Origin of the sequence: Phyllobacterium sp. (genome assembly GCF_037994425.1) — a bacterium.
In the GTDB taxonomy this organism is placed as follows: Bacteria; Pseudomonadota; Alphaproteobacteria; order Rhizobiales; family Rhizobiaceae; genus Phyllobacterium.
On the sequence record NZ_JBBNAM010000275.1, the window covers coordinates 26,720 to 47,197 of the forward strand.

Here is a 20,478-nt window from a genome sequence, read left to right on the forward strand (position 1 = left end):
ATGCCCGGCAGGGCAGAGGGGGGTATGCCCTAGTCTGCCCATTTCACCGCGGTCAGATCGTTTGCCTGGATGGGGCCATTTTCCCAGAGGCCTTCGATCTTGGCATCCCAGACTCCCGTCTTCGGCAACTGGACCAAAAAAGCCGCGGGAACGTCGACCGCCAGGATTTTCTGGGCTTGTTGATAAAATTCGGTTCGCTTCTCCGGGTCAGAAGTAGCCTCGATCTCCTTGATCAAATCCTTAAAGGCCGGATTGTCGTAGCTGAAGTAGTAGTCTTCGCGGGCGAAAATATTCAGATCGTTCGGCTCCGTATGCGAAACGATCGTCATGTCGTAGTCCTTGCCCTTGAATACCTGTTCGAGCCACTGCGCCCATTCCAGCGGGACGATCTCCGCCTCGATCCCCACGTCACGCAATTCCGCCGCGATGATTTCGCCGCCGCGCCGCGCGTAGGTCGGCGGCGGGAGCTTGAGGGTGGTCTTGAACCCATCGGCATGGCCAGCCTCGGCAAGGAGCTTTTTCGAAAGCTCGGGATCGAACGCCGTTTCCGACGTCAGGTCGATATAGGCAGGATGATGTGGCGGGAAGAACGATCCAATCGGGGTGCCCAATCCGAACATGGCTCCGTCGATCAGCGCCTTGCGGTCGATGGCATGGGCAATGGCCTGGCGCACCTTCAGGTTGTCGAAAGGCGGCTTCTTATTGTTCATGCCGAGGATGGTTTCGCCTTCGGTCGTACCGATGACGACCTTGAAGCGAGGATCGGCCTGGAATTGTGCAATGGTTTCGTAGCTCGGAAATACCGGAAAGGCCTGCACATCACCCGCCATCAACGCTGATGTCGCGGCGGCCGGGTCTGGGATAATGCGGAATACAGCCTTGTCTAGGAGGGCCGGCTTGCCCCAATAGGCGGCGTTCTTCGAAATGACGATCTGCGATCCCTTGGCCCAGGAGTCAAATTTGAATGGCCCCGTGCCGATCGGCTTTTCCTTATTGGTTTCAGCGGTTTCCGGCGCGACGATCACGGCGTCGCCCCAGCCCATATTGTAGAGAAAATCGCCGCTCGGTTGCTTGAGCGTAACCTTGACTGTCAACGGATCGGCGACTTCGACCTTTTCGATTGCCGCAAACAGGCCCTTCTGCGCGTTGGTGGACTTGTCGCCCCGCGCCCGGTCGAGCGAGAACTTCACATCGTCGGCGTCGAAGGCCGTGCCATCATGGAATTTCACGTCCTTATGTAGCTTGAACGTATAGGTCTTGCCATCGTCGGAAAGCGTCCAGCTTTCCGCGAGCCCCGGCATTACCTCGCCCTTTGGCCCGATCCGGGTCAATCCTTCGAAGATATTGGCATAGACGATCTCGTCGATGGCCGCGGCTGCGCCTGCAGTCGGATCGAGATGCGGCGGTTCGAGGACGACTCCGAGCACGAGATCGGTCCGCGCGGCAAAAGCTGCGGTTGACGCGAACAACGCCATAGCAGCGCCCGTCAGGGCCGATTTCACCAAGTTCATCATTCAACCTCTCCCAATATGTCAAACCGATCCGGACAAGAGAATCTTGAGCCCAAGCGCCATGACAGTAGCGGATTCAATCATGTCGTCGATGCCGACATATTCGTCGGGCCGATGCGCGAGATCGAGAATGCCGGGTCCGTAGGCGATGCAGTCGTGGAGGAGCCCGATACGGGCGATATGCTTCTGGTCGTAGCTGCCGGGCGAAATCACATAAGCCGGCTCCCGCCCGAAGACCGAACGAATGCCTTCCGCAACCGCTGTCACAACCGGAGCATCACGCGCGGTCATGAGCGGTTGCACTTCCATGACGTCGCGAATTTCGTAATGGAACTTCGGCCGCTCCCACTCGAGACGGTCGAGGATCGACGTGACCTCGCGCTTCACATCGGCGATGTCTTCCTCGAGCAGGAAGCGGCGATCAATCGTCAGCCGGCACGAATCCGGAACGTTCGGCGCGGGCAGACCGGAATAGTCGTCAGTCTGGCCACCATGTATGGAATTGATGTTCATCGTCGAGCGCCGCGCGCCTTCCGGCACCACCGGCATCTTTGTCTGTTTCTTGTCCAGGGCGGGGAAAAGCTCCTTCTCGAAAGCCTCGAGCACGGCGCTCATGTGCCGGATGGCGCAGTCACCAAGAAATGGCATCGAACCATGCGCGATTTCGCCCTTGGTTTCGATCTCCGCCCACCATACGCCGCGGTGACCTAGACAGATGCGGTCTTTGTTGAGCGGCTCCGGTATTATGACGTGATCGACACGCGGTTTCGAAAAGAAGCCCTTGCTTGCGAGATAGGCAACGCCGCCGAACCCGCCCGACTCTTCATCGACAGTGCCGGAAATCTCGATTGCACCGGCAAAATCCGGATAGACCTCAAGGAAGGCCTCCGCAGCGATGATCGAGGCTGCAAGCCCGCCCTTCATGTCGCAGGCGCCACGGCCATATATCCTGCCGTCCCTTACGACCGCCTCGAACGGATCGACAGTCCAGCCTTCGCCGGTATCGACGACGTCGATATGCGAGTTGAAATGCACGGTTTGGCCATGCGTACGGCCGTCGAAGCGGGCGACCACATTGGTCCGGGGATAACGGTCGTTATCGCCCGGCGTGCCGACCCCCCGAATCAATTGCGTTTCAAATCCGAATTTTTGCAACCGCCCTGCGAGATATTCCGCACAAGGCGTATAGGCTTCGCCGGGAGGATTGATCGTCGGAAAGCGAATGAGTTCGCGCGTCAGCGTGATCAGGTCATCACGTCGCTTCTCGATGGCTCTGCGCAGCTTCTCGTCCATTCGCGCATCAAATCAGGCGGCATCCTGATTTGGCAAGAGGCAACTTATGACCGTCGCGTAACTTCAAGCACGGTTCATGAATGCAATGCACTACTTTGCGTTTTCCTTGGCGGCGACACTGCAAACGTAAGTAAGCGTTGCGAACAGCCGATTCGCCGCAAGTAAATTGCGTGTTTGTACAGTTTTGTCGCACCCGGTTGAACTTGAAAGCTGCAAGGGCCATTTGCTTTGTCGCCGCAATGTAGCGGCCACTTTTTCACCAAACTGGACCACGACCATGCTCCGCGAAGAACGAGTAGCAGAGAAAGAACTTGTACGCATTGAACAAGAGCACGAGGGAAGCGCCGACGAGCGCCGGGGCTCCTGCGTTCTTGGCGTACTCTGCGTCATTAGCATCATCATTGCGATTGCGCTCCTCGCGCCGTCCCATGCCACCGTGCCGATGCCCCGTTCTGCAGTAGAGCTCGTACAATGACACGTTGGACATTGGCGGAGTACCGCCGGCAGCGACGTGTGGACGAGGCGTTCGATCCGGAAGCCGAGGGCTATGATCCTTGTGCTGTGATGTTCGAAGGTGTCGTCATGACCAGGCACGAAAAGGCGGAACTGATGCGAGAACGGCGCCGCAAGGCCGACCGCGACGCGAAGCTCGAGACATGGTCTCGCTGGCTCGTTCCGGTCCTCATTCTCATCATCGCCATTGCCATATCGATGGTGTGGAACATCGGGGCCGGCTTGCTTGTTTCGGCGCTGGCAACCCTCCTTTTTCTGAAGGCCAGGCGCCGGATGGTTCGCCAGGGCGCCTGGACCGCTGACACGATGGGCCTCTGGGAATGATGCCGCTTTTTGATCGTCGCGAGCGGCTCATCGATCTTATATCCGTTGAGCGACCGAAGGCCGGGTCGCTTGCAGACATCGTTCCTCTTGCCAGGATCGTCGATCCGCAGATGCCGCTGCGCGAAATCCGCGACGCCTGGACCATGTACAAGCATCGGCGCGGCGCCCGGACCTGATCCTGCAGCGCCGTGAGAATTTGTCTGCACAAATAAACTCTTGTGCCGCTTTCCTGATAATACCGCGCTGCAAACACGCTAAGATGCTCCCGAGTCGCGCCGGCTGTCGCGGTCATGGCTGACACGTTTTCACCTGACCGAAGCTGATCGACTGTTACAGGATTGTTTTCACTACGTATTGTGAAACAATCGGGTGCATGCAATCAGCGGGGCGACTCAGGAAATGAATTCAGAACCACACCTTGCCCTGTCGGAGCCGGTTGGTGATGAAGTTCGCAAAACCACCTGCTACATGTGCGCTTGCCGTTGCGGCATCGATGTCCATCTGAAGGATGGCAAGGTCCGCTACATCGAGGGTAATCGCGATCATCCCATCAACAAGGGCGTGCTCTGCGCCAAGGGCTCGGCGGGCATCATGCAGCACTATTCGCCAGCGCGGCTGCGGGCGCCACTCTTGCGCACGGGGCCGCGGGGCTCCGGCGAGTTCAAGGAGATCAGTTGGGAGGAAGCGCTCTCGCTAGCTGTCGAATGGCTGCAACCAGTCCGGGAGGCGGCACCGCAGAAGCTTGCCTTTTTTACGGGGCGTGACCAATCGCAGGCTTTGACCAGTTATTGGGCGCAGAATTTCGGCACGCCGAACTATGCGGCCCATGGCGGCTTCTGTTCCGTCAACATGGCGGCTGCGGGCATTTACACGATTGGCGGCGCCTTCTGGGAGTTCGGCGCACCCGACTGGGACAAGACCAAGCTGTTCGTCCTCTTCGGTGTTGCCGAAGACCACGATTCGAATCCCATAAAGATCGGCATTTCGAAGCTGAAGAAACGTGAAGCGCGGTTCGTTTCGGTCAATCCTGTTCGCACCGGCTATTCCGCCATTGCCGACAACTGGATTGGTATCAGGCCTGGCACGGACGGCCTGCTGATCCTTTCCATCATCCATGAACTCTTCCGCACCGGCAGAATCGATCTTGATTATCTGCGGCGCTACACCAATGCGCCATGGCTCGTCATCGACGATGAGGGGCACGAGGATCATGGCCTCTTCCTGCGCGACGACCTTGGCAAGGCGCTGGTACGCGACCGGGTGACAGGCGCCCTTGTTCGGTTCGACGAACCGGGACACGTTGCGGATCTCAACGCGGATTTCACCACGACGGATAAGCGCAAGGTGTGCAGCGTACTGCGCCTCATGGCTGAAAAGTACCTCGATCCGAAATATGCGCCAGAGGCGGTCGCCGCCGAGACCGGGATCGACGCTAAAACCATCCGCGGACTGGCTTCGGAGATCGCTCGCGTGGCGTTCGAGGAGGAGATCGTCATTGCACAGCCCTGGACCGACATGAAGGGCGAGCAGCATGAGGTCATGATCGGTCGCCCGGTGAGTTTCCATGCAATGCGCGGAATCTCCGCGCATTCCAATGGCTTTCAATCGGCCCGAGCATTGCATGTGTTGCAAACGATCATCGGTTCGATCGACTGCCCCGGTGGCTACCGCTACAAGCCACCCTATCCGAAGCCCGCCACAGCCCATCCACGGCCGCACGGCAAGCCCGATCATGTGAGGCCGGGCCAACCGCTGGCCGGCGCGCATCTAGGCTATCCGCTGGGGCCGGAAGACCTTCTGGTCGACGCTGATGGCAAACCGCAACGGATCGACAAGGCATTTTCCTGGGAAGCGCCGCTCTCCGCGCATGGCATGATGCACATGGTGATTGCCAATGCATCGGCGGGCGATCCCTATCCCGTCGACGTGCTGTTCCTCTACATGGCCAACATGGCGTGGAACTCGTCGATGAACACGCGTGGCACGATCAAGATGCTTGAAGAGCATGATCCGGCTACAGGCGAGTATAGGATACCAAGGATAATCTACTCCGACGCCTATTCGTCGGAAATGGTGGCCTATGCTGACCTTGTCCTACCGGATACGACCTATCTCGAGCGCCACGACTGCATATCGCTGCTCGACCGGCCGATCTCCGAGCCGGATGCCGCCTGTGATGCGATCAGGTGGCCCGTCCTGAGGCCGGATCGCGATGTACGGGGTTTTCAGTCGGTGCTGATCGATCTTGGCGCACGGCTGAAGCTCCCGGGCTTCGTCGATGAGAAGGGCGGGCCGCTCTACAAGGACTACGCCGATTATATCGTCAATCATCAGCGCAAGCCCGGCATCGGGCCGCTTTCCGGCTTTCGCGGCGAAATGGGTAAGGACGAGGGCAGGGGCGCGCCGAACAAGGATCAGCTCAAGCAATATGTCGAAAATGGCGCGTTCTGGAAGAAACACATTCCGGATGAGGCGCTCTATTTCAAGCATCACAACGCAGCCTACCAGCAATTCGCGATCGACATGGGGTTCTTCGATGCCCCCCAGCCAGTCACGATCCAGCTCTATGTCGAAACGCTACAGAAATTCCGCCTGTCGGCCGAGGGCATCCGCCAGCCGGTCGCACCTAAGGAGTACCGACAGCGCTTGCTCGACTGCTTCGATCCGCTCCCGGACTGGTACCGGCCATTCGAAGAGCAGGGGATCGACACGAATGCGTTTCCCTACCACGCCCTGACGCAGCGCCCCATGGCGATGTACCATTCCTGGGGATCGCAAAATGCCTGGCTCCGGCAAATCCATACGCGCAACCCCCTCTACGTTCCCGGTACAATCTGCGATGAAGTCGGGCTCAAGGATGGCGACTGGGCTTGGGTCACGTCGCACCATGGCCGGATCAAATGCGAGATCGCACGGACCGAGGCAGTAAACGGGCGCACGATGTGGACATGGAACGCGATCGGCAAACGCAAGGGTGCCTGGGCGCTCGCGCCCGACGCACCAGAGGCCACAAAAGGCTTTCTCCTCAACCACCTCATTCATGAACTGCTGCCCCCGAAGGCGGACGGCATGCGCTGGTCGAATTCCGATCCGATAACCGGCCAGGCCGCCTGGTACGACCTGCGCGTCCGTATCGAGAAGGCAGAGGAAGGCGAGGCGGTTAGCGAGCCGCAATTCGGCGCAATCGTACGGCCGGGCAGCCAAAAGCCTGCCGCCGGGGAATTGCGCTATGGGCAGGAGTGGGCGCAAAAATGACCAGCCTGCCGCAAAGCCGCACCACGAAGAAGCTTGGCCTCGTCATTGACCTTGATGTCTGCGTCGGATGCCACGCCTGTGTAATCAGCTGCAAGGAGTGGAATACGGGCGGCTACGGCAATGCGCTTTCGGACCAGCATCCCTATGGCGACGACGTATCCGGCACGTTTCTCAACCGCATCCACAGTTTCGAAGTGGTGCCTGAAGGCGGCGAGATCATCGGTGAGGCGGGCGACGCGCGCATCGTGCATTTTCCGAAGTCATGCCTCCATTGCGAGGACGCGCCCTGCGTCACCGTTTGTCCGACTGGCGCTTCCTACAAGCGTGCCGAAGACGGCATCGTGCTCGTCGACGAGGACAAGTGCATCGGCTGCGGCCTCTGCGCCTGGGCCTGCGCCTATGGCGCCCGCGAGATGGATCTCGCCGCCGGTGTCATGAAGAAGTGCACGCTGTGCGTCGACCGCATCTACAATGAGACATTGCAACAGGAGGACAGAATTCCTTCCTGCGTTCGCACCTGTCCGGCCAATGCCCGCCATTTCGGCGATCTCGGCGATCCTACATCGGACGTTTCCATCATGGTCGCGGAGCGCGGCGGGTTCGACCTGATGCCTGAACAGGCAACGCGGCCCACCAATAAATATCTGCCGCCACGCCCGAGAAGGGCGCTGAGCGACAGTGCGCCGCTGGTGCCACTCGCCGAAAATACCGACGGCGCACGGGGCTTCTTCGCCTGGCTCGATAGAACGCTTGATCGGATGTAACTGAGTATGTTTGAGCAAGATATGCGAAGCACCCCCCCGAGGCTGCACTGAATGCATCCAGCTTATTCGATCATCGCCTTCACGACATTGTCGGGCCTTGGCTACGGTCTTGCCGTCGCCCTTGGCCTTGGTTGCCTCGATCCGTCGATGCTGTCGACCAAGATCGCCTATTTCGTCGCGTTGGCTCTGATCGGCATCGGGCTGTTGTCGTCCCTGCTCCATCTCGGCAACCCGCAACGCGCCTGGCGAGCGCTCAGCCAATGGCGATCGAGCTGGCTGTCGCGGGAAGGGGTGATGGCCATTGCCACTTTCGTGCCCCTGAGTTTGAGCGGGGCCCTTGCCCTACTCGAAGATCGGCATGATACGCTGCTTGGCCTGATTACCGTCATTGGCGCGCTCACAACAGTGTATTGCACATCGATGATCTATGCGTCGCTGAAAACTGTCGGCAACTGGAACACATGGCTGACGCCCTTGTGCTTCCTGTTGATTTCACTCGCCGGCGGGTTTCTGTTGGCAGGCGTCTTTTCGGGTGAAAATGCCCTTGGCATCGAGCTTCCGGCGCTGCTGTTAATAGTCCTTGCCCTTGTTGCCAAGATGATCTGGCGCAAACGCGTGATTACGCTTGTGCCGATCTCGACACCGGAGACCGCGACCGGGCTCGGCCATATCGGCAAGGTGCGCCTGTTCGAGCGGCCGCACGCACTCGAGAACTATCTGACGCGCGAAATGGGATTTCGTGTTGCCCGCAAGCATGCGGCCAAGCTTTGGATGATCGCCTTCGTGAGTGGCGCCGTGCTGCCCATCCTGGCCTTGCTTCTGGTCATGGCGATCGGAAGCGGGCTTCTCTCACAATTCATCCTTGCCGCTGCGGTGATCGCGCATCTTCTCGGAATCTTTGTCGAACGCTGGCTCTTCTTTGCCGAGGCCAGGCACGCCGTGATGAACTACTACTAAGGATCAGTTCCAGCGCTTGTGGAACCACATCCACTGGCCGGGATATTCGCGCACCCAGCTTTCTACCTTGTCGTTCAGGGCCTGCACGGTCGCCGCAAGATCGACCGCACCCTTTTCGTCACGTGGCAACTCCATCTTTTCCTCGAGTTCGAGGCGGAACCGGCCGCCGGGCAAGCGGATGCAGCGGGTCGGATAAACGTCGCAATCATATTGACGCGCGAGCTTTGCCAAGAGCGGATTGGTCTTGCAGGGACGGTTGAAGAAGGTAGAGGGGACGCCGCGGCGGAATTTCTGATCAACAAGCATGCCGACATTGCCGTTGTCATTGAGCACGGTTGCAAGCGACCATGCGGCCCCGGCCTTTGAAGGAACGAGATGTCCCATATTGGTGCGCCGGGCGCCCAAAATCCTCTTGGCCACGTAGGGATTGTTCGGCGGTCGGAACAGCGCGGTGACATTGAGGTCGAACGTTGCGGCACAGATCGGCAACAGCTCGAAATTGCCCGTATGTCCGGTGAAGAAGATATGTGGCCGGTCTTTCTCGCCGAGCAGGCGCTCGAAGATTTCGCGGCCATGAACTTCAATGAGTCCCGTCTCGTCGCTGTGCGGATCGTAGTCGAAGATGGCATCGAGGAAGACATATTCGGCAGTAAGGCGCGCCATGTTGCCCCACATGTCGCGGGCAATCTCCTGCAATTCTTCCTCGGATTTTTCCGGATAGGCCTTGCGAAGGTTGGTCATGGCAACACGATGGCGGCCCATCAACGGCCCGATTTTACGCGCGGCCGCGTCCATGAAATCCATCGCTGCCTTTGCTGGCAGGCGGCGCAACAGCCACAGAATGCCGAAGACGACGTTCGCCGTCAGCCAGTAGTTGAACGCCTTGAGCCTCTGGCTCCACCGGAACAGAGCAAGTTTTGTTTTGAGTTTCATTGGAAAATCAGTTGATGCGCAGGATGATCTTGCCGAAAACGTCCCGGCCTTCCATCCGTTTCAGCGCCGTGTCGATTTCGTCGAAACCGACTTCCGTATCAATGACCGGATGGACGAGGCCACGCGCCATCTTCTGCATGGCATCGGCCATGTTTTCCATGCGGCAGCCGAAGGAGCCGAGCAGCTTCAATTGCTGCTGGAACAGCATCATCAGGTTCATGTTGGTCGAAACGCCAGACGTCGAGCCGCAGGTGACGAGGCGTCCGCCGCGACGCAGCGATAGCATCGAACCTGCCCATGTATCAGCGCCGACATGCTCGAAGACGACGTCCACGCCCTTCTTCTTCGTCAGCTTGCGAACAACGCCTTCGAAGCGATCTTCGCGGTAGTTAATGACATGATCGGCGCCGAGCGCCTTGGCCTTCTCGATCTTGTTGTCGGAACCGACGGTGGTAATGACCGTGCAGCCGATCTTCTTTGCCAGCTGGATCGCTGCCGACCCGATGCCCGAGCCGCCGGCGTGAACGAGAATTGTTTCGCCCGGCTCAAGCTTTGCATTGTCGAAAAGCATATGCTCGACGGTACCAAACGTAACGGGGGCTACCGCTGCGCCGATCTCGTCGACGCCGGGAGGCGCAGGTACGAGCAGGCGCGCGGGCAGGTTCACCTGTTCCTGGGCGAAGCCGTCAAGGTGAAAGCCGTGGACCCCAGAAACATGCTCACAAAGATTGTCGCGCCCCTCGCGGCACGGCCGGCAGAGGCCGCAGGTCTGTGCACCGTAGATCGAAACAAGCTGCCCAGGCAGGACAGAGCTGACACCGGGTCCGATCGCATCGACCACACCAGATGCTTCTGCGCCAATCGTCAGCGGCATCTTGCGCTTGGCAAAGGCCATGCCACGCCAGCCCCATACGTCGATATGATTGAGCGCGACGGCCCTGATATTCACTGTCACTTCGCCCGCACCGGGTGGAGGCGGGGGAGCAATATCGACCATTTCGAGCTTGCGGTCTTCGATCAGCTGTAATGCGCGCATATCCGTTTCCTTGTTCAGGCCACGGATTAGTTCGGTTCTGCGGTCATGACAAGACAGGTATTTTGTCCGCCAAAGCCGAATGAGCTGGAAAGCACCGAGGAAACGCTCGCTTCCCGCTTCACATTCGGCACAACGTCAAGATCGATTGCCGGATCAGGATTGTCGTAGTTGATCGTCGGCGGGATTGTCCCCGTCTGGATCGTCAGCATCGAGAACACCGCCTCGATTGCGCCGGCCGCCGTCAATGTGTGACCGATCATCGACTTGTTCGACGAAGTCGGTAGCTTGGAGATGCGCTCGCCGAACACGGTCGACAGCGCAAGATACTCCATCTTGTCGTTCTCGGGCGTCGACGTGCCATGGGCGTTGATGTAGTCGATCGCGTCTTCCTCGATGCCGGCGTCATCGAGCGCGGCACGGACTGCACCGATCGCTGGCGAACCATCCGGCTTGGAGCGGGTACGGTGGAAATCGTCGGCCTTTTCGCCGCAACCGCGCATGATGCCGAGAATATTTGCGCCCCGCGCCAGCGCCGATTCCAGCGATTCCATTACCATCGCGCCCGAACCCTCGGCCATAACGAAGCCGTCGCGATCCTTGGAGAATGGCTTGGCTGCCTTGTGGGCCGGCTCGTTATGGGTTGAAAGTGCGGAGAGCAGCGAGAAGCGGATCAGGGCCTCCGCGGAAACCGACCCGTCGGTGCCGATCGACAGCACACGATCGCTCTCGCCGCGGCGGATCGCCTCGACGCCGAGCTGAATGGCGGTTGCGCCCGAGGCGCAGGCCGTGGAGAGCGTTACCGGCAGGCCGCGCGTCCCAAATCGCTCGGCCAGCTGCTCGGCGATGTAGCCGAATTCGACGGTGTTGAACATGTCGACCTGCGGCGCGCGGCGGCAGGCGGCGAGCAGGAGATCGTAACCGGGTTCGCCCTCTGAGCGAACGAGAGCATCGAGCGCAAAACGGTTGCGCCAGTCGAGTTCGACCGGCGGCGCCGCCAGAAACAGCGGACCGCCGAAATCATCGACCGACAGACCGGCTTGCGTGATTGCTTCCTCGCCGGCGAGCGAGCCAAGTTTCTTCGAGAGCGCAACCGCGCCCTTGTTGCTTTCTTCGAGGAAATCCACAGTGCCGGCGATCTGCGTACGCAGTCCGTCGACGGGAAAGCGGGTGATCGTATGAATGCCGGACGTCCCGGATGTCAGCGCGGCCCAATTTTCCTCCTTGCCCTGGCCGAGCGAGGAAACAACGCCGAGACCGGTGATCGCAACGAGAGGGCGGCCCAGATGATCAGTGTATTTGGACATGCGAGATATCCTTAAGCCTTGACGAGGCGGGCAACGCCTTCGCCGCGCGAGCCGCCGATCGACGTTGCGAGTGCCGTGTTGACGCGCTCCGGACCGGCCTTTTCATTGTCCGGATCGATGGGTGGGAAAGCAGTGCCGTGATAGATGCTGAGCGCGGCGAGACCGACAACGAGGGGGAATTGCGCCTCGCGGAAATGGCCGAGTTTGCCGGCGACCCCGCGTATGGACGAACTCGAAAACGCATCGAGGGCAGCCTTCTCGGCGGCGGTGATCCGCTTGGCGCCGGACGCCCCCGAAACGATGACGTCCGCGGGCCAATCGGCCGTTGCGGCACCGAGCAGCTTGGCCACGGTTTCCTTGAGATCGTCGCGGCTGCGGCGGATTTGCGTGCTGTAGACACCATCAATGGCGGCATAGGCGCGGGCGCCGCGCTTTTTGGCGTGTTCCGCGCTTTCAAGCACGAGGAACGCGCCGCCCGAACCGGTAACGATGCCGCCGCCGGCGGCGTTTTCACGTTGCCATAAAGGTGCCCAGCCATCGGATTTCAGCATGCCATTGAGTTCGTAGCCAAGAAGCATGTCGGGGTGTTCGGCATTGTAGGCGCCGCCTACGAGGGCGTGCGTGCTCTGGCCCGAGCGAATGCGCGCGACGGTCGTATCGATCGCCGAGATGCCCGATCCCTCTTCACCCATGAAGGTGCGCGAAGAACCTGTGACCTTGTGTACGATCGAAATATTGCCGGCCAGCAAATTGGAGAGCTGGGCGAGGAACAGGGTAGGGCGCAGTTCCGTCGACAGTTTCTCGTTGAGCATGGTGCCAAGATCGTTGCGCACGCGTGCCTCGGCCAGGATTTGGAGGTCGACCGCAACATCGCGCTCGCCGCCGCCTGCACCCACGACCATGTCCATCGTTGCGCACAGCGCCTCGTCATCCTTGATGCCGGCGTCCTGCAGCGCGAGACCGGCCGTATAGGTGCCGATGCGCTGCCAGGTTTCCATCTGCCGCTGGTCACCCCGCTTCGGGATCTGGTTGTTCCAGTCGACCTCGCCGAGCGGATGTACCGTATAGGGCTTGAAGGTCTCGCTATCGATGCGCGGTTCAGCTTTGCCGCTGAATGCCTGCCAATGGGCTTCAGCGCCTTCGCCCAGAGATGAGATCAGTCCAATCCCAGTGATGACGACGGTGTTGTTCTGCATTGTCTCGCAACACCGTCCATGCGGTGCACCCGGTTAGGTGGATAATCGAGCCTGCCCGAATCGTTGCTCGGAAATCAGGCGTTTTTGGCGGCGACGAGTTCGTCGATCTTGGCACAGAGATTCTTCAACACGAAGTATTCTTCGGTCGGAACCTTGCCGTCATTGACTTCCTGCGTCCACTGTTCGAGCGGGATCTTGATACCGAAGGCCTTGTCGATCGCAAAAACAATGTCAAGGAAATCAAGGCTATCGATGCCGAGATCGTCAATTGTATGGCTTTCCGGCGTAATGGAATCGCGATCGATCTCACTGGTTTCGGCAATGATATCGGCGACCTTGTCGAATGTTTCGGACAATTGATTTTCCTTTTTCTTCCGGTGCCTGTTGAAAGGCACTGATGTCTGATGAGCCGGTATCTAACGTTTTTCAAGGTCTATGGAAAGACCCAAGGTTGTGCACTGCCTAGTCGAATATAATCCTACCAGCCACGTGAATCTCCGCGCCCTCTCCGTTGGGGCCGACAACGACGGCCTCCGTCGGTCGCGGCGAGATACCCGTGAGGGCTGTTATATTGGTGCGATCGGTCAGCATTACCAGGTTGCCGGAACCCTTGAACCCTAGGATCAGAGCGCGGATTTTCTCCAGTTCAACCCCCTTGCCCGCGTCATCGGCGGGCAGCGGATCGAGCGACTTGAAAATCTCGGCGGGAATCGAACCAAAGGACAATCGCGCTGTCTCACGCGCGTTGCAGGTGGAACTGGTCAGAATCCGTTCAATCCGCACACCCCGAGCCGCAAAGCGCGCTCCTAGCTTCTGGGCGAGCTGGCGGCCCCGGTCGGAAAGCGTTTGTGTCGCGGAGCAGTCGACGGAATGATCCACGGTCGGGCTGAGCGTCCCCGATGCGTCGGCACCCTGCATGAGAATTGTATATCCACCTCGCTGCACGCGGGCCCACGCGGCATCCGTCGCCTCGGCCGTGGAAAGAAACGCAAGCGCGCTCAATGCCAGTGCAAGCGCATGCACACTTAGTGGATGGAATCGCTTCGACATCAGGTCTCCTTATCAAGCGAGATGGTGATTTGGCGAAGAAAAATAAAGTGAAGTCTTTGGAACCGCTTGCGCAGCATGACCTGCGCGCCTATTGCGGAAAACGATGGGTCTCGTTGAAACAATCATTGTCGTCTTCGGTGTGATTGCCATCGCCTACGCTGCAGCCCGCTTCAAGCTGCTGGACGAGCGGGTGGGCGATGGATTGTCGGATTTTGTCTTTGTCGTTGCGGCGCCGCTCCTTTTGTTCCGTACGATGGTAACGGCGGATTTTCACGGCGCTGCGCCGTGGCAATTATGGTTTGCCTATTTCACCGGGGTCATCATTGCCTGGATCGCCGCCGACATCGCAATCAAAATGATCTTTGGCCGCGATAATCGCGCCGGGGTGGTCGCCGGCGTTTCCGGCGCGTTCTCCAATCTCGTGTTCCTCGGCATGCCGCTGATGCTTGGGGTCTTCGGCCAGGAGGGGTTTGCCATCCTTTCACTGATCGTCGCCGTGCACATGCCGATCATGATGGCTGCTTCGATAACACTGCACGAAGTGGCCATGCGCCGCGATGGCGTTTTCGAAGGCGAGGGCCACTTGACCGCTGTCGTCGCCACTTTTTTTAAGAGCCTGCTGCGCAATCCCTTCGCTATCGGAATTCTCGCCGGCTGGTTGTGGCGCCTGACCGGCCTGCGCATGCCTCCCGTCGCAGATTCCCTCATTCAGACGCTGGGAAGTGTCGCCGGTCCCGTCGCACTGTTTGCCATGGGCATGGGTCTCAAGAAATTCGGTGTGTCAGGTCATATTGCCGCTTCGCTCGTCATGTCGGCAATCAAGCTTTTCATCATGCCCGCCGTGGTACTGGCTGCGGCCTGGCTGATCGGTCTCCCCCCGCTCACCGCCAAAATTGCCGTGACGTCGGCGGCCCTGCCTGCCGGTGTCAACTCCTATCTGATCGCGACGCGCTTCGGCACGGGACAGGCACTGGCGTCGAATTCAATGGTCATGGCGACAGCCCTCTCGGCGGTAACCCTCGCATTCTGGGTTTTCGTCGTCAGCCATATTTACGGTTAAGCAAGGCTGTTGCAGCTTTCGGCAAAAAGGAGCAGGGTGGCCGCAACGTCTTCACGAGACGCACATTGCCATAGCAATGCAGGGTTATCCTTCACGGAACTCACGGACAACAATAACCCTTCGAGCACAGGGAGAAACATGATGTTGCAGAAATCCAGCCCGTTCATGAAGCAGGCGAACCTGATCAATGGTGAGTGGGTGGGCGCCGATTCCGGCAAGACGATCGACGTCGTCAACCCTGCAACCGGCCTGAAGATCGGTACCGTTCCGAATTCCGGCAAGGCCGAAACGCGGCGCGCCATCGACGCTGCCGCCGAAGCTTTCAAGACATGGCGGAAGACATCGGTACTCGAGCGCGCAAAATTGATGCGTAAGCTGCACGACGCGATCCTCGACAACCAGGACGCACTGGCTGAGCTTTTGACACTGGAGCAGGGCAAGTCGCTATTCGAATCCAAGGGCGAGGTCGGCATGTCGGCGGCCTATATTCTCTGGTATGCGGAAGAGGCGCGGCGCACCTATGGCGATATTGTTCCTTCGCCCTGGGCCGATCGCCGCATCCTCGTCACCAAAGAGCCGGTGGGCGTTATCGGCGCCATAACGCCTTGGAATTTTCCGTCGTCGATGCTTGCCCGCAAGATCGGGCCGGCGCTCGCCGCCGGCTGCACCGCCGTCGTCAAGCCCGCGACGCAGACACCTTATTCAGGACTTGTCTGGGGAGCGCTATGCGAGGAAGTCGGCATTCCGAAAGGCGTCGTCAACATTCTGACGGGTTCAGCTTCGGAGATCGGCGGCGAAATCACCAGCAATCCCCTCGTGCGCAAGATCACCTTCACCGGCTCGACCGCGATCGGCAAGATTCTCATCAAGCAGGCATCGGACACCGTAAAGAAGGTGTCGATGGAACTCGGCGGCAATGCGCCTTTCATCGTGTTCGACGATGCAGACGTTGACCGTGCCGTTGAAGGGGCGATGATTGCCAAATTCCGCAATTCCGGCCAGACGTGCGTGTGCACCAACCGGTTCCTGGTCCAGTCCGGCATCTACGACACTTTTGTCGAGAAATTTGCCGCCGCGACGGAAAAGCTCAAGGTCGGTGATGGCCTCGAAGCTGGAACCCAGCAGGGGCCACTGATCGACGAGAAGGCGGTCGAGAAGGTCGAGGAATTTGTCGCCGACGCCAAGCAAAAGGGCGGCAAGGTGGTCACCGGTGGTAAGCGCCATGCGCTCGGCGGCAGCTTCTATGAGCCGACCATCATCAGCGACGCCAAGGAAGACATGCTCTTCACCAAGGAAGAAATTTTCGGTCCGGTCGCGCCGGTTTACAAGTTCGAGACCGAGCAGGAGGCGATCGACCTTGCCAACAACACGGAGTTCGGCCTTGCGAGCTATTTCTACACGCAGGATCTCGGCCGCGTGTTCCGCGTTTCCGAAGGGCTGAAATACGGCATGGTCGGTGTCAACGAAGGCATGATCACCACGGTTGAGGCGCCTTTCGGCGGCGTCAAGGAATCGGGCCTCGGCAAGGAGGGCGGGCATCAGGGCATCGAAGACTACCTCGATACCAAATATGTCTGCGTCGGAGGTCTCGGCCTGTAAATGAACACGGAAATATTCGGCCCCCTGCCTGCGGGCGAAGCGGTTCATCGCATCACGATCTCGGGCGGCGGCCTGACCGCCAAGATTCTAACATGGGGCGCAGTTATTCAGGACCTGCGCCTCAGGGGCCACGAACCACCGCTGGTCCTCGGTTATCAGGAATTCGCCGACTATCCGGCTCATTCGCCCTATCTCGGCGCGACTGTCGGCCGTTCGATCAACCGCATTCGTGACGGCGAACTGTCGATCGATGGCAAAACCTATGCGCTGGAGAAGAATTTTCACGATGGGCACAATATCCACGGCGGCAGCCATGGCGCCGGCAAGCGCAACTGGGACGTCGTTGCGGTCGGAACCGATTATGTGACGCTCACCATCCAGCTTGCGGATGGCGAGATGGGTTTTCCCGGCAACCTCAACATCACCTGCACCTACATGCTCGAATCGAAGGGAACGCTGGCGGTGCGAATGGATGCCGTGACCGACAAGGCGACCATCTGCAACCTTGCCCACCACAGCTACTTCAATCTTGATGACGGAGGCGCGACCGATGCGCTCGATCATCAGGTGCGGATCGATGCACAGGCCTATCTGCCGGTCGATGGCGATCTAATTCCGGACGGCCGCGTTCTTCCGGTTGAGGGGACCACTCATGATTTTCGTGCGTACCGATCGATCCGGCGGGAGGAAGGCGGCGAGCAGGTAGTTTACGACAACAATTTCTGCCTATCGAGCCAGCGCCAGCCATTGCGATTGGTCGCATCGGCCCAGGGAGCAAAGTCGGGCGTGGAAATGAACGTGCTCACCACCGAGCCTGGTGTGCAATTCTACGCGGGGAATACGCTGGGTGGACGGCCACCGATCGGGCTGACCGGGAACACCTATGGCAACTATGCGGGCTTCTGTTTCGAGGCACAGGTCTGGCCCGATTCAACCCACTTTCCCTATTTCCCCCAGGCGATATTGCGGCCGGACGAAACCTACAGTCAGATGACCAAGTACAGCTTCAGAAAGTCGAAATAGGTCGGAGGTTCTTGCTTGGAGCAAGGCTCTAGGCTTTGAACGCTTTCCGCGCCTCATCCATGGGGGCAAGTGCGCCGTGAAATTCGACAACGCGCGCTGCGACCTTGTGGGCCTTCGCAGCGGCGGCAACGGGATCGAAATCGGCGAGGCGTGCGGCGATATAGCCGCCATTGAAACTATCGCCGGCCCCCGTCGTATCGACGGCCTCGGCGCGCGCGGCCGGAACCTCCGTGCTCACGCCTCCGGTGACCACCAGCGCCGGTTCGGTACCATCCTTGACGACGATTTCCTTGACGCCGTAGCCGGCGAGGCGGCGGGCCGTTTCCGCCGGCGTCACGTCGCCGAAGAGGGCATTTTCATCGGGAAACGTCGGCAAGGCAATGTCGGTGACATGGAAGGCATTGCTCAGCACCTGTCTCGCCGTCTCGGCATTTTCCCACAAGCGCGGTCGGTAATTGGCGTCGAACACGATGAGCGAACCGTGGCGCCGGGCATTGCTGATGGCGTTGAGGACAGTCTGCCGGCTTTTCGGGCTAAGGATGCCCATGGTAATGCCGGAGAAATAGATGATGCGGCGCCCTTCCAGGCTTTTGGCGAGCGCGTCGGGGTCATCCGCCAACTGCCGAGCAGCGGCGTCGTTTCGCCAATAGGTGAACGAGCGTTCGGCACCGGTCAAAGTAATGGCATAGAGGCCGGGGCGGGCGCCTATAATGGTCGGGCTGTTGGCCGTGTTGATGCCATGGTCGCGCAGGAACGCTTTTTGTTTGACGGAAAAGGGATCGTCACCGAATGCGGTCACGTAATCGACGGCGAGGTCCGGATCGGCAAGAGCGCGGACATACCAGGTGGTGTTCAGCGTGTCGCCGGCAAAGCCCATGCGCCACTGGTCGCCATTGGCGCCTGAGAGTTCGATCATGCACTCGCCGATAGCTGCAAATCCGCTCACGAAATCCTCCGCAATTCCGCTAGTGGAGCGAATTTGGCATTCGAGCCCGCTCCGACTTCAGGCTCGTTTCGAATGTCAAATTCAAAGCTCCACTAGAATTCATTGAGTTGCTAGCGGTTCTTCGATTCAAACATTCACGATGCGAATGTTGGAATCGAAACGCCAGGCTGCGACTGATATACGAGTGGGCGGCCGCTGTCATGGGAAAGTTCCGAAGGCGAGGGCTGTCATATTCGCTTAATAATGCAATGTTAGCCGCGCCACATTGTATGGAGAATTGAATGTCGCGCATCACGTCAATCGAAGAGCTCGAGGCCATCTATAGCGGCGTCACGGAGGCGTCGACAGCGAAGGTCGCCGATCGAATTACGCCAGAATACCGACGGCTGATCGAGGGGTCGCCGTTCGTCGCCCTGGCGACGGCCGGCCCCGAAGGGCTCGATTGCTCGCCGCGCGGCGATCTCGCAGGATTTGTCCGCGTTCACGACGAGCGCACCTTGATGATGCCGGACCGGCGCGGGAACAACAGGGTGGACTCGCTGCGTAACATCGTTCGCGACCCGCATGTGGCGCTGCTGTTCTTGATCCCGGGCCTTACCACGACGTTTCGTGTCAATGGCCGGGCTTTCCTCGACACCGATGAATCCCTGCTCGACAGTTTCGCCGTGGAGGGCAAGGCGCCGCGCTCGGTCATTGTCGTTGAAGTGGAGGAGGCTTATTTTCAGTGCGCCCGTGCCCTGATCCGCTCCGAGCTCTGGAATCCCCAGAAGCATCGTTCGCCGAAAGAATTCCCGACACCCGGCCAGATCCTCGCTGCGCTCAGCGAAGAGCGCGTCGGCGGCGAGGCTTATGATCGGGAATGGCCGGAGCGCGCGGCAAAGACCATGTGGTAGCTCAGCCGGGCTAGTTGTTGATTGCGATTTCCATACGGTCGGCGGCGAAACGGGTCTTGGCATATTCGATTGGACGATCATCCATGTCGACATTGATCGCGGTTGCAACTATCACGATGGCGCCCGGCGAGAGGCGCAGGTGGCGCAAATCCTCCGCATCGGCATGGCGGGCGGCGATGATCGTGGATTTTCGCCGATAGTCGGCAATTCCCGCGGCTTTAAGCGCAAACGTTACCGAACCGGACGTGCGATAGTCCTCCGCGGCGTTAGGGACCCGGCCGGCGTCGAACCAGGCCGTGGAGCAGCTGATAGGATTGCCGTCCGCCATGTGCAGGGTATCGATGCGGACGACCTCGCCAGAAGACATGCCCAGCGCCTCTGCTACCTCTGGCGCGGGAACCTCCATACGATGGGAAAGCAAAACACCCCTGGTTTCGCGAACCTGTGTCGCGAGTACTTCCGAGAAGCGCGTGCGCTCGCCGATGCGGTAGATCAGTTTCCGGCTATTGGCCACGAAAGTGCCACGTCCTTGCTCGGCGCGAAGAACGCCCTCCTTCGTAAGGGCCGCGATTGCACTGCGGATTGTATGGCGGTTGACGGAAAAGCGCGCCGCCAACTCAGTCTCAGGGGGCATCCGCGCACCGCTCGCCATTCTCCCCGCCGTGACGTCGCCGCGGATCTGATCCGCGATCTGGCGCCAGACGGCGACACCGCTGTTGCGCGTAATGAATTTCGCTGAAGTCACGCTTTGTCATGCTCCTGTCATTGACCGGCTTTATAGATGGCCTCATTGTCTAGTTGTATAGATAAATAGACAAATT

Annotated in this window: 19 protein-coding genes; 9 read left to right on the forward strand and 10 right to left on the reverse strand. The window is 59.4% G+C overall.

All coding sequences use genetic code 11. The features are described 5' to 3' along the window. Window positions 1–29: 29 nt before the first annotated feature. On the reverse strand, window positions 30–1,511 hold the full coding sequence (locus tag AAAB35_RS18960) for an ABC transporter substrate-binding protein (protein ID WP_340669863.1): 1,482 nt from the start codon (window positions 1,509–1,511) through the stop codon (window positions 30–32). Between the two features lie 21 nt (window positions 1,512–1,532). Continuing rightward, window positions 1,533–2,804 carry an acetylornithine deacetylase/succinyl-diaminopimelate desuccinylase family protein gene (locus tag AAAB35_RS18965; RefSeq protein WP_340669837.1) on the reverse strand — a complete coding sequence of 424 codons (1,272 nt, stop codon included), beginning with the start codon at window positions 2,802–2,804 and terminating at the stop codon, window positions 1,533–1,535. 471 nt (window positions 2,805–3,275) lie between these two features. Here AAAB35_RS18965 and AAAB35_RS18970 point away from each other — a divergent pair, with 471 nt between their 5' ends. The 5 genes from AAAB35_RS18970 (at window position 3,276) to AAAB35_RS18990 (ending at window position 8,617) form a co-directional block, all read left to right on the forward strand. Beyond that, entirely contained in the window at window positions 3,276–3,641 is a 366-nt protein-coding gene (locus AAAB35_RS18970; RefSeq protein WP_340669838.1) for a hypothetical protein, read from the forward strand. Then, window positions 3,638–3,817, forward strand: a complete 180-nt coding sequence (locus AAAB35_RS18975; protein ID WP_340669839.1) for a hypothetical protein — start codon at window positions 3,638–3,640, stop codon at window positions 3,815–3,817. Before AAAB35_RS18970 ends, AAAB35_RS18975 begins: the two co-directional genes overlap by 4 nt. Window positions 3,818–4,040: 223 nt before the next feature. Then, window positions 4,041–6,896 (forward strand): molybdopterin oxidoreductase family protein, encoded by a 2,856-nt coding sequence (locus AAAB35_RS18980; protein WP_340669840.1) that lies wholly within the window; start codon window positions 4,041–4,043, stop codon window positions 6,894–6,896. Further along, window positions 6,893–7,660, forward strand: coding sequence for a 4Fe-4S dicluster domain-containing protein (locus AAAB35_RS18985; protein ID WP_340669841.1), 768 nt, complete (start codon window positions 6,893–6,895; stop codon window positions 7,658–7,660). Before AAAB35_RS18980 ends, AAAB35_RS18985 begins: the two co-directional genes overlap by 4 nt. Before the next feature lie 51 nt (window positions 7,661–7,711). Then, on the forward strand, window positions 7,712–8,617 hold the full coding sequence (locus tag AAAB35_RS18990) for a DmsC/YnfH family molybdoenzyme membrane anchor subunit (protein ID WP_340669842.1): 906 nt from the start codon (window positions 7,712–7,714) through the stop codon (window positions 8,615–8,617). Between the two features lie 3 nt (window positions 8,618–8,620). Here the strand turns inward: AAAB35_RS18990 and AAAB35_RS18995 are convergent, their stop codons facing one another. The 6 genes from AAAB35_RS18995 to AAAB35_RS19020 form a co-directional block, all read right to left on the reverse strand. After that, window positions 8,621–9,550: a lipid A biosynthesis lauroyl acyltransferase gene (locus AAAB35_RS18995; protein ID WP_340669843.1), complete on the reverse strand. Its 930-nt coding sequence runs from the start codon at window positions 9,548–9,550 to the stop codon at window positions 8,621–8,623. A gap of 7 nt (window positions 9,551–9,557) precedes the next feature. Further along, the gene (locus AAAB35_RS19000) at window positions 9,558–10,586 is read right to left on the reverse strand and encodes a zinc-binding dehydrogenase (RefSeq protein ID WP_340669844.1); all 1,029 of its coding nucleotides are present in this window, start codon (window positions 10,584–10,586) and stop codon (window positions 9,558–9,560) included. 26 nt (window positions 10,587–10,612) lie between these two features. Continuing rightward, window positions 10,613–11,890 carry a beta-ketoacyl-ACP synthase gene (locus AAAB35_RS19005; RefSeq protein ID WP_340669845.1) on the reverse strand — a complete coding sequence of 426 codons (1,278 nt, stop codon included), beginning with the start codon at window positions 11,888–11,890 and terminating at the stop codon, window positions 10,613–10,615. Between the two features lie 11 nt (window positions 11,891–11,901). Beyond that, entirely contained in the window at window positions 11,902–13,086 is a 1,185-nt protein-coding gene (locus AAAB35_RS19010; protein ID WP_340669846.1) for a beta-ketoacyl-ACP synthase, read from the reverse strand. A gap of 74 nt (window positions 13,087–13,160) precedes the next feature. Further along, window positions 13,161–13,442 (reverse strand): acyl carrier protein, encoded by a 282-nt coding sequence (locus tag AAAB35_RS19015; protein WP_340669847.1) that lies wholly within the window; start codon window positions 13,440–13,442, stop codon window positions 13,161–13,163. Window positions 13,443–13,548: 106 nt separating this feature from the next. Then, on the reverse strand, window positions 13,549–14,136 hold the full coding sequence (locus AAAB35_RS19020) for a histidine phosphatase family protein (protein ID WP_340669848.1): 588 nt from the start codon (window positions 14,134–14,136) through the stop codon (window positions 13,549–13,551). Between the two features lie 103 nt (window positions 14,137–14,239). Between AAAB35_RS19020 and AAAB35_RS19025 the strand changes: the two genes are divergently transcribed. The 3 genes from AAAB35_RS19025 to AAAB35_RS19035 all read left to right on the forward strand — a co-directional run bounded on the left by AAAB35_RS19025 (window position 14,240) and on the right by AAAB35_RS19035 (window position 17,818). Further along, entirely contained in the window at window positions 14,240–15,196 is a 957-nt protein-coding gene (locus tag AAAB35_RS19025; protein ID WP_340669849.1) for an AEC family transporter, read from the forward strand. A 141-nt stretch (window positions 15,197–15,337) separates the two neighbouring features. After that, window positions 15,338–16,795: an NAD-dependent succinate-semialdehyde dehydrogenase gene (locus AAAB35_RS19030; protein ID WP_340669864.1), complete on the forward strand. Its 1,458-nt coding sequence runs from the start codon at window positions 15,338–15,340 to the stop codon at window positions 16,793–16,795. Beyond that, window positions 16,796–17,818 carry an aldose epimerase family protein gene (locus AAAB35_RS19035; RefSeq protein ID WP_340669850.1) on the forward strand — a complete coding sequence of 341 codons (1,023 nt, stop codon included), beginning with the start codon at window positions 16,796–16,798 and terminating at the stop codon, window positions 17,816–17,818. Window positions 17,819–17,846: 28 nt separating this feature from the next. Here AAAB35_RS19035 and AAAB35_RS19040 read toward each other — a convergent pair whose 3' ends face one another. After that, a complete protein-coding gene (locus tag AAAB35_RS19040; protein WP_340669851.1) occupies window positions 17,847–18,764 on the reverse strand; it encodes a sugar kinase in 918 nt (305 codons plus the stop codon). A 281-nt stretch (window positions 18,765–19,045) separates the two neighbouring features. On the opposite strand from AAAB35_RS19040, the gene AAAB35_RS19045 reads away from it, so the two are divergent. Continuing rightward, window positions 19,046–19,657, forward strand: a complete 612-nt coding sequence (locus tag AAAB35_RS19045) for a pyridoxamine 5'-phosphate oxidase family protein (RefSeq protein ID WP_340669852.1) — start codon at window positions 19,046–19,048, stop codon at window positions 19,655–19,657. A 10-nt stretch (window positions 19,658–19,667) separates the two neighbouring features. On the opposite strand, the gene phnF is transcribed toward AAAB35_RS19045, so the two are convergent. Further along, the gene (gene phnF, locus AAAB35_RS19050) at window positions 19,668–20,402 is read right to left on the reverse strand and encodes a phosphonate metabolism transcriptional regulator PhnF (protein ID WP_340669853.1); all 735 of its coding nucleotides are present in this window, start codon (window positions 20,400–20,402) and stop codon (window positions 19,668–19,670) included. Between the last annotated feature and the right edge of the window lie 76 nt (window positions 20,403–20,478).

Excerpts from the sequence above, each read along its gene's own strand:
- AAAB35_RS19045 (WP_340669852.1), top strand. The coding sequence starts at position 19,046 with ATGTCGCGCATCACGTCAATCGAAGAGCTCGAGGCCATCTATAGCGGC.
- AAAB35_RS18980 (WP_340669840.1), top strand. The coding sequence starts at position 4,041 with ATGAATTCAGAACCACACCTTGCCCTGTCGGAGCCGGTTGGTGATGAA.
- AAAB35_RS18990 (WP_340669842.1), top strand. The coding sequence starts at position 7,712 with ATGCATCCAGCTTATTCGATCATCGCCTTCACGACATTGTCGGGCCTT.
- AAAB35_RS19030 (WP_340669864.1), top strand. The coding sequence starts at position 15,338 with ATGTTGCAGAAATCCAGCCCGTTCATGAAGCAGGCGAACCTGATCAAT.
- AAAB35_RS19035 (WP_340669850.1), top strand. The coding sequence starts at position 16,796 with ATGAACACGGAAATATTCGGCCCCCTGCCTGCGGGCGAAGCGGTTCAT.
- AAAB35_RS19025 (WP_340669849.1), top strand. The coding sequence starts at position 14,240 with ATGGGTCTCGTTGAAACAATCATTGTCGTCTTCGGTGTGATTGCCATC.
- AAAB35_RS18960 (WP_340669863.1), bottom strand. The coding sequence starts at position 1,511 with ATGAACTTGGTGAAATCGGCCCTGACGGGCGCTGCTATGGCGTTGTTC.
- AAAB35_RS18970 (WP_340669838.1), top strand. The coding sequence starts at position 3,276 with ATGACACGTTGGACATTGGCGGAGTACCGCCGGCAGCGACGTGTGGAC.
- AAAB35_RS19000 (WP_340669844.1), bottom strand. The coding sequence starts at position 10,586 with ATGCGCGCATTACAGCTGATCGAAGACCGCAAGCTCGAAATGGTCGAT.
- AAAB35_RS18965 (WP_340669837.1), bottom strand. The coding sequence starts at position 2,804 with ATGGACGAGAAGCTGCGCAGAGCCATCGAGAAGCGACGTGATGACCTG.
- AAAB35_RS18985 (WP_340669841.1), top strand. The coding sequence starts at position 6,893 with ATGACCAGCCTGCCGCAAAGCCGCACCACGAAGAAGCTTGGCCTCGTC.
- AAAB35_RS18995 (WP_340669843.1), bottom strand. The coding sequence starts at position 9,550 with ATGAAACTCAAAACAAAACTTGCTCTGTTCCGGTGGAGCCAGAGGCTC.
- AAAB35_RS19005 (WP_340669845.1), bottom strand. The coding sequence starts at position 11,890 with ATGTCCAAATACACTGATCATCTGGGCCGCCCTCTCGTTGCGATCACC.
- AAAB35_RS19010 (WP_340669846.1), bottom strand. The coding sequence starts at position 13,086 with ATGCAGAACAACACCGTCGTCATCACTGGGATTGGACTGATCTCATCT.
- AAAB35_RS19020 (WP_340669848.1), bottom strand. The coding sequence starts at position 14,136 with ATGTCGAAGCGATTCCATCCACTAAGTGTGCATGCGCTTGCACTGGCA.
- AAAB35_RS18975 (WP_340669839.1), top strand. The coding sequence starts at position 3,638 with ATGATGCCGCTTTTTGATCGTCGCGAGCGGCTCATCGATCTTATATCC.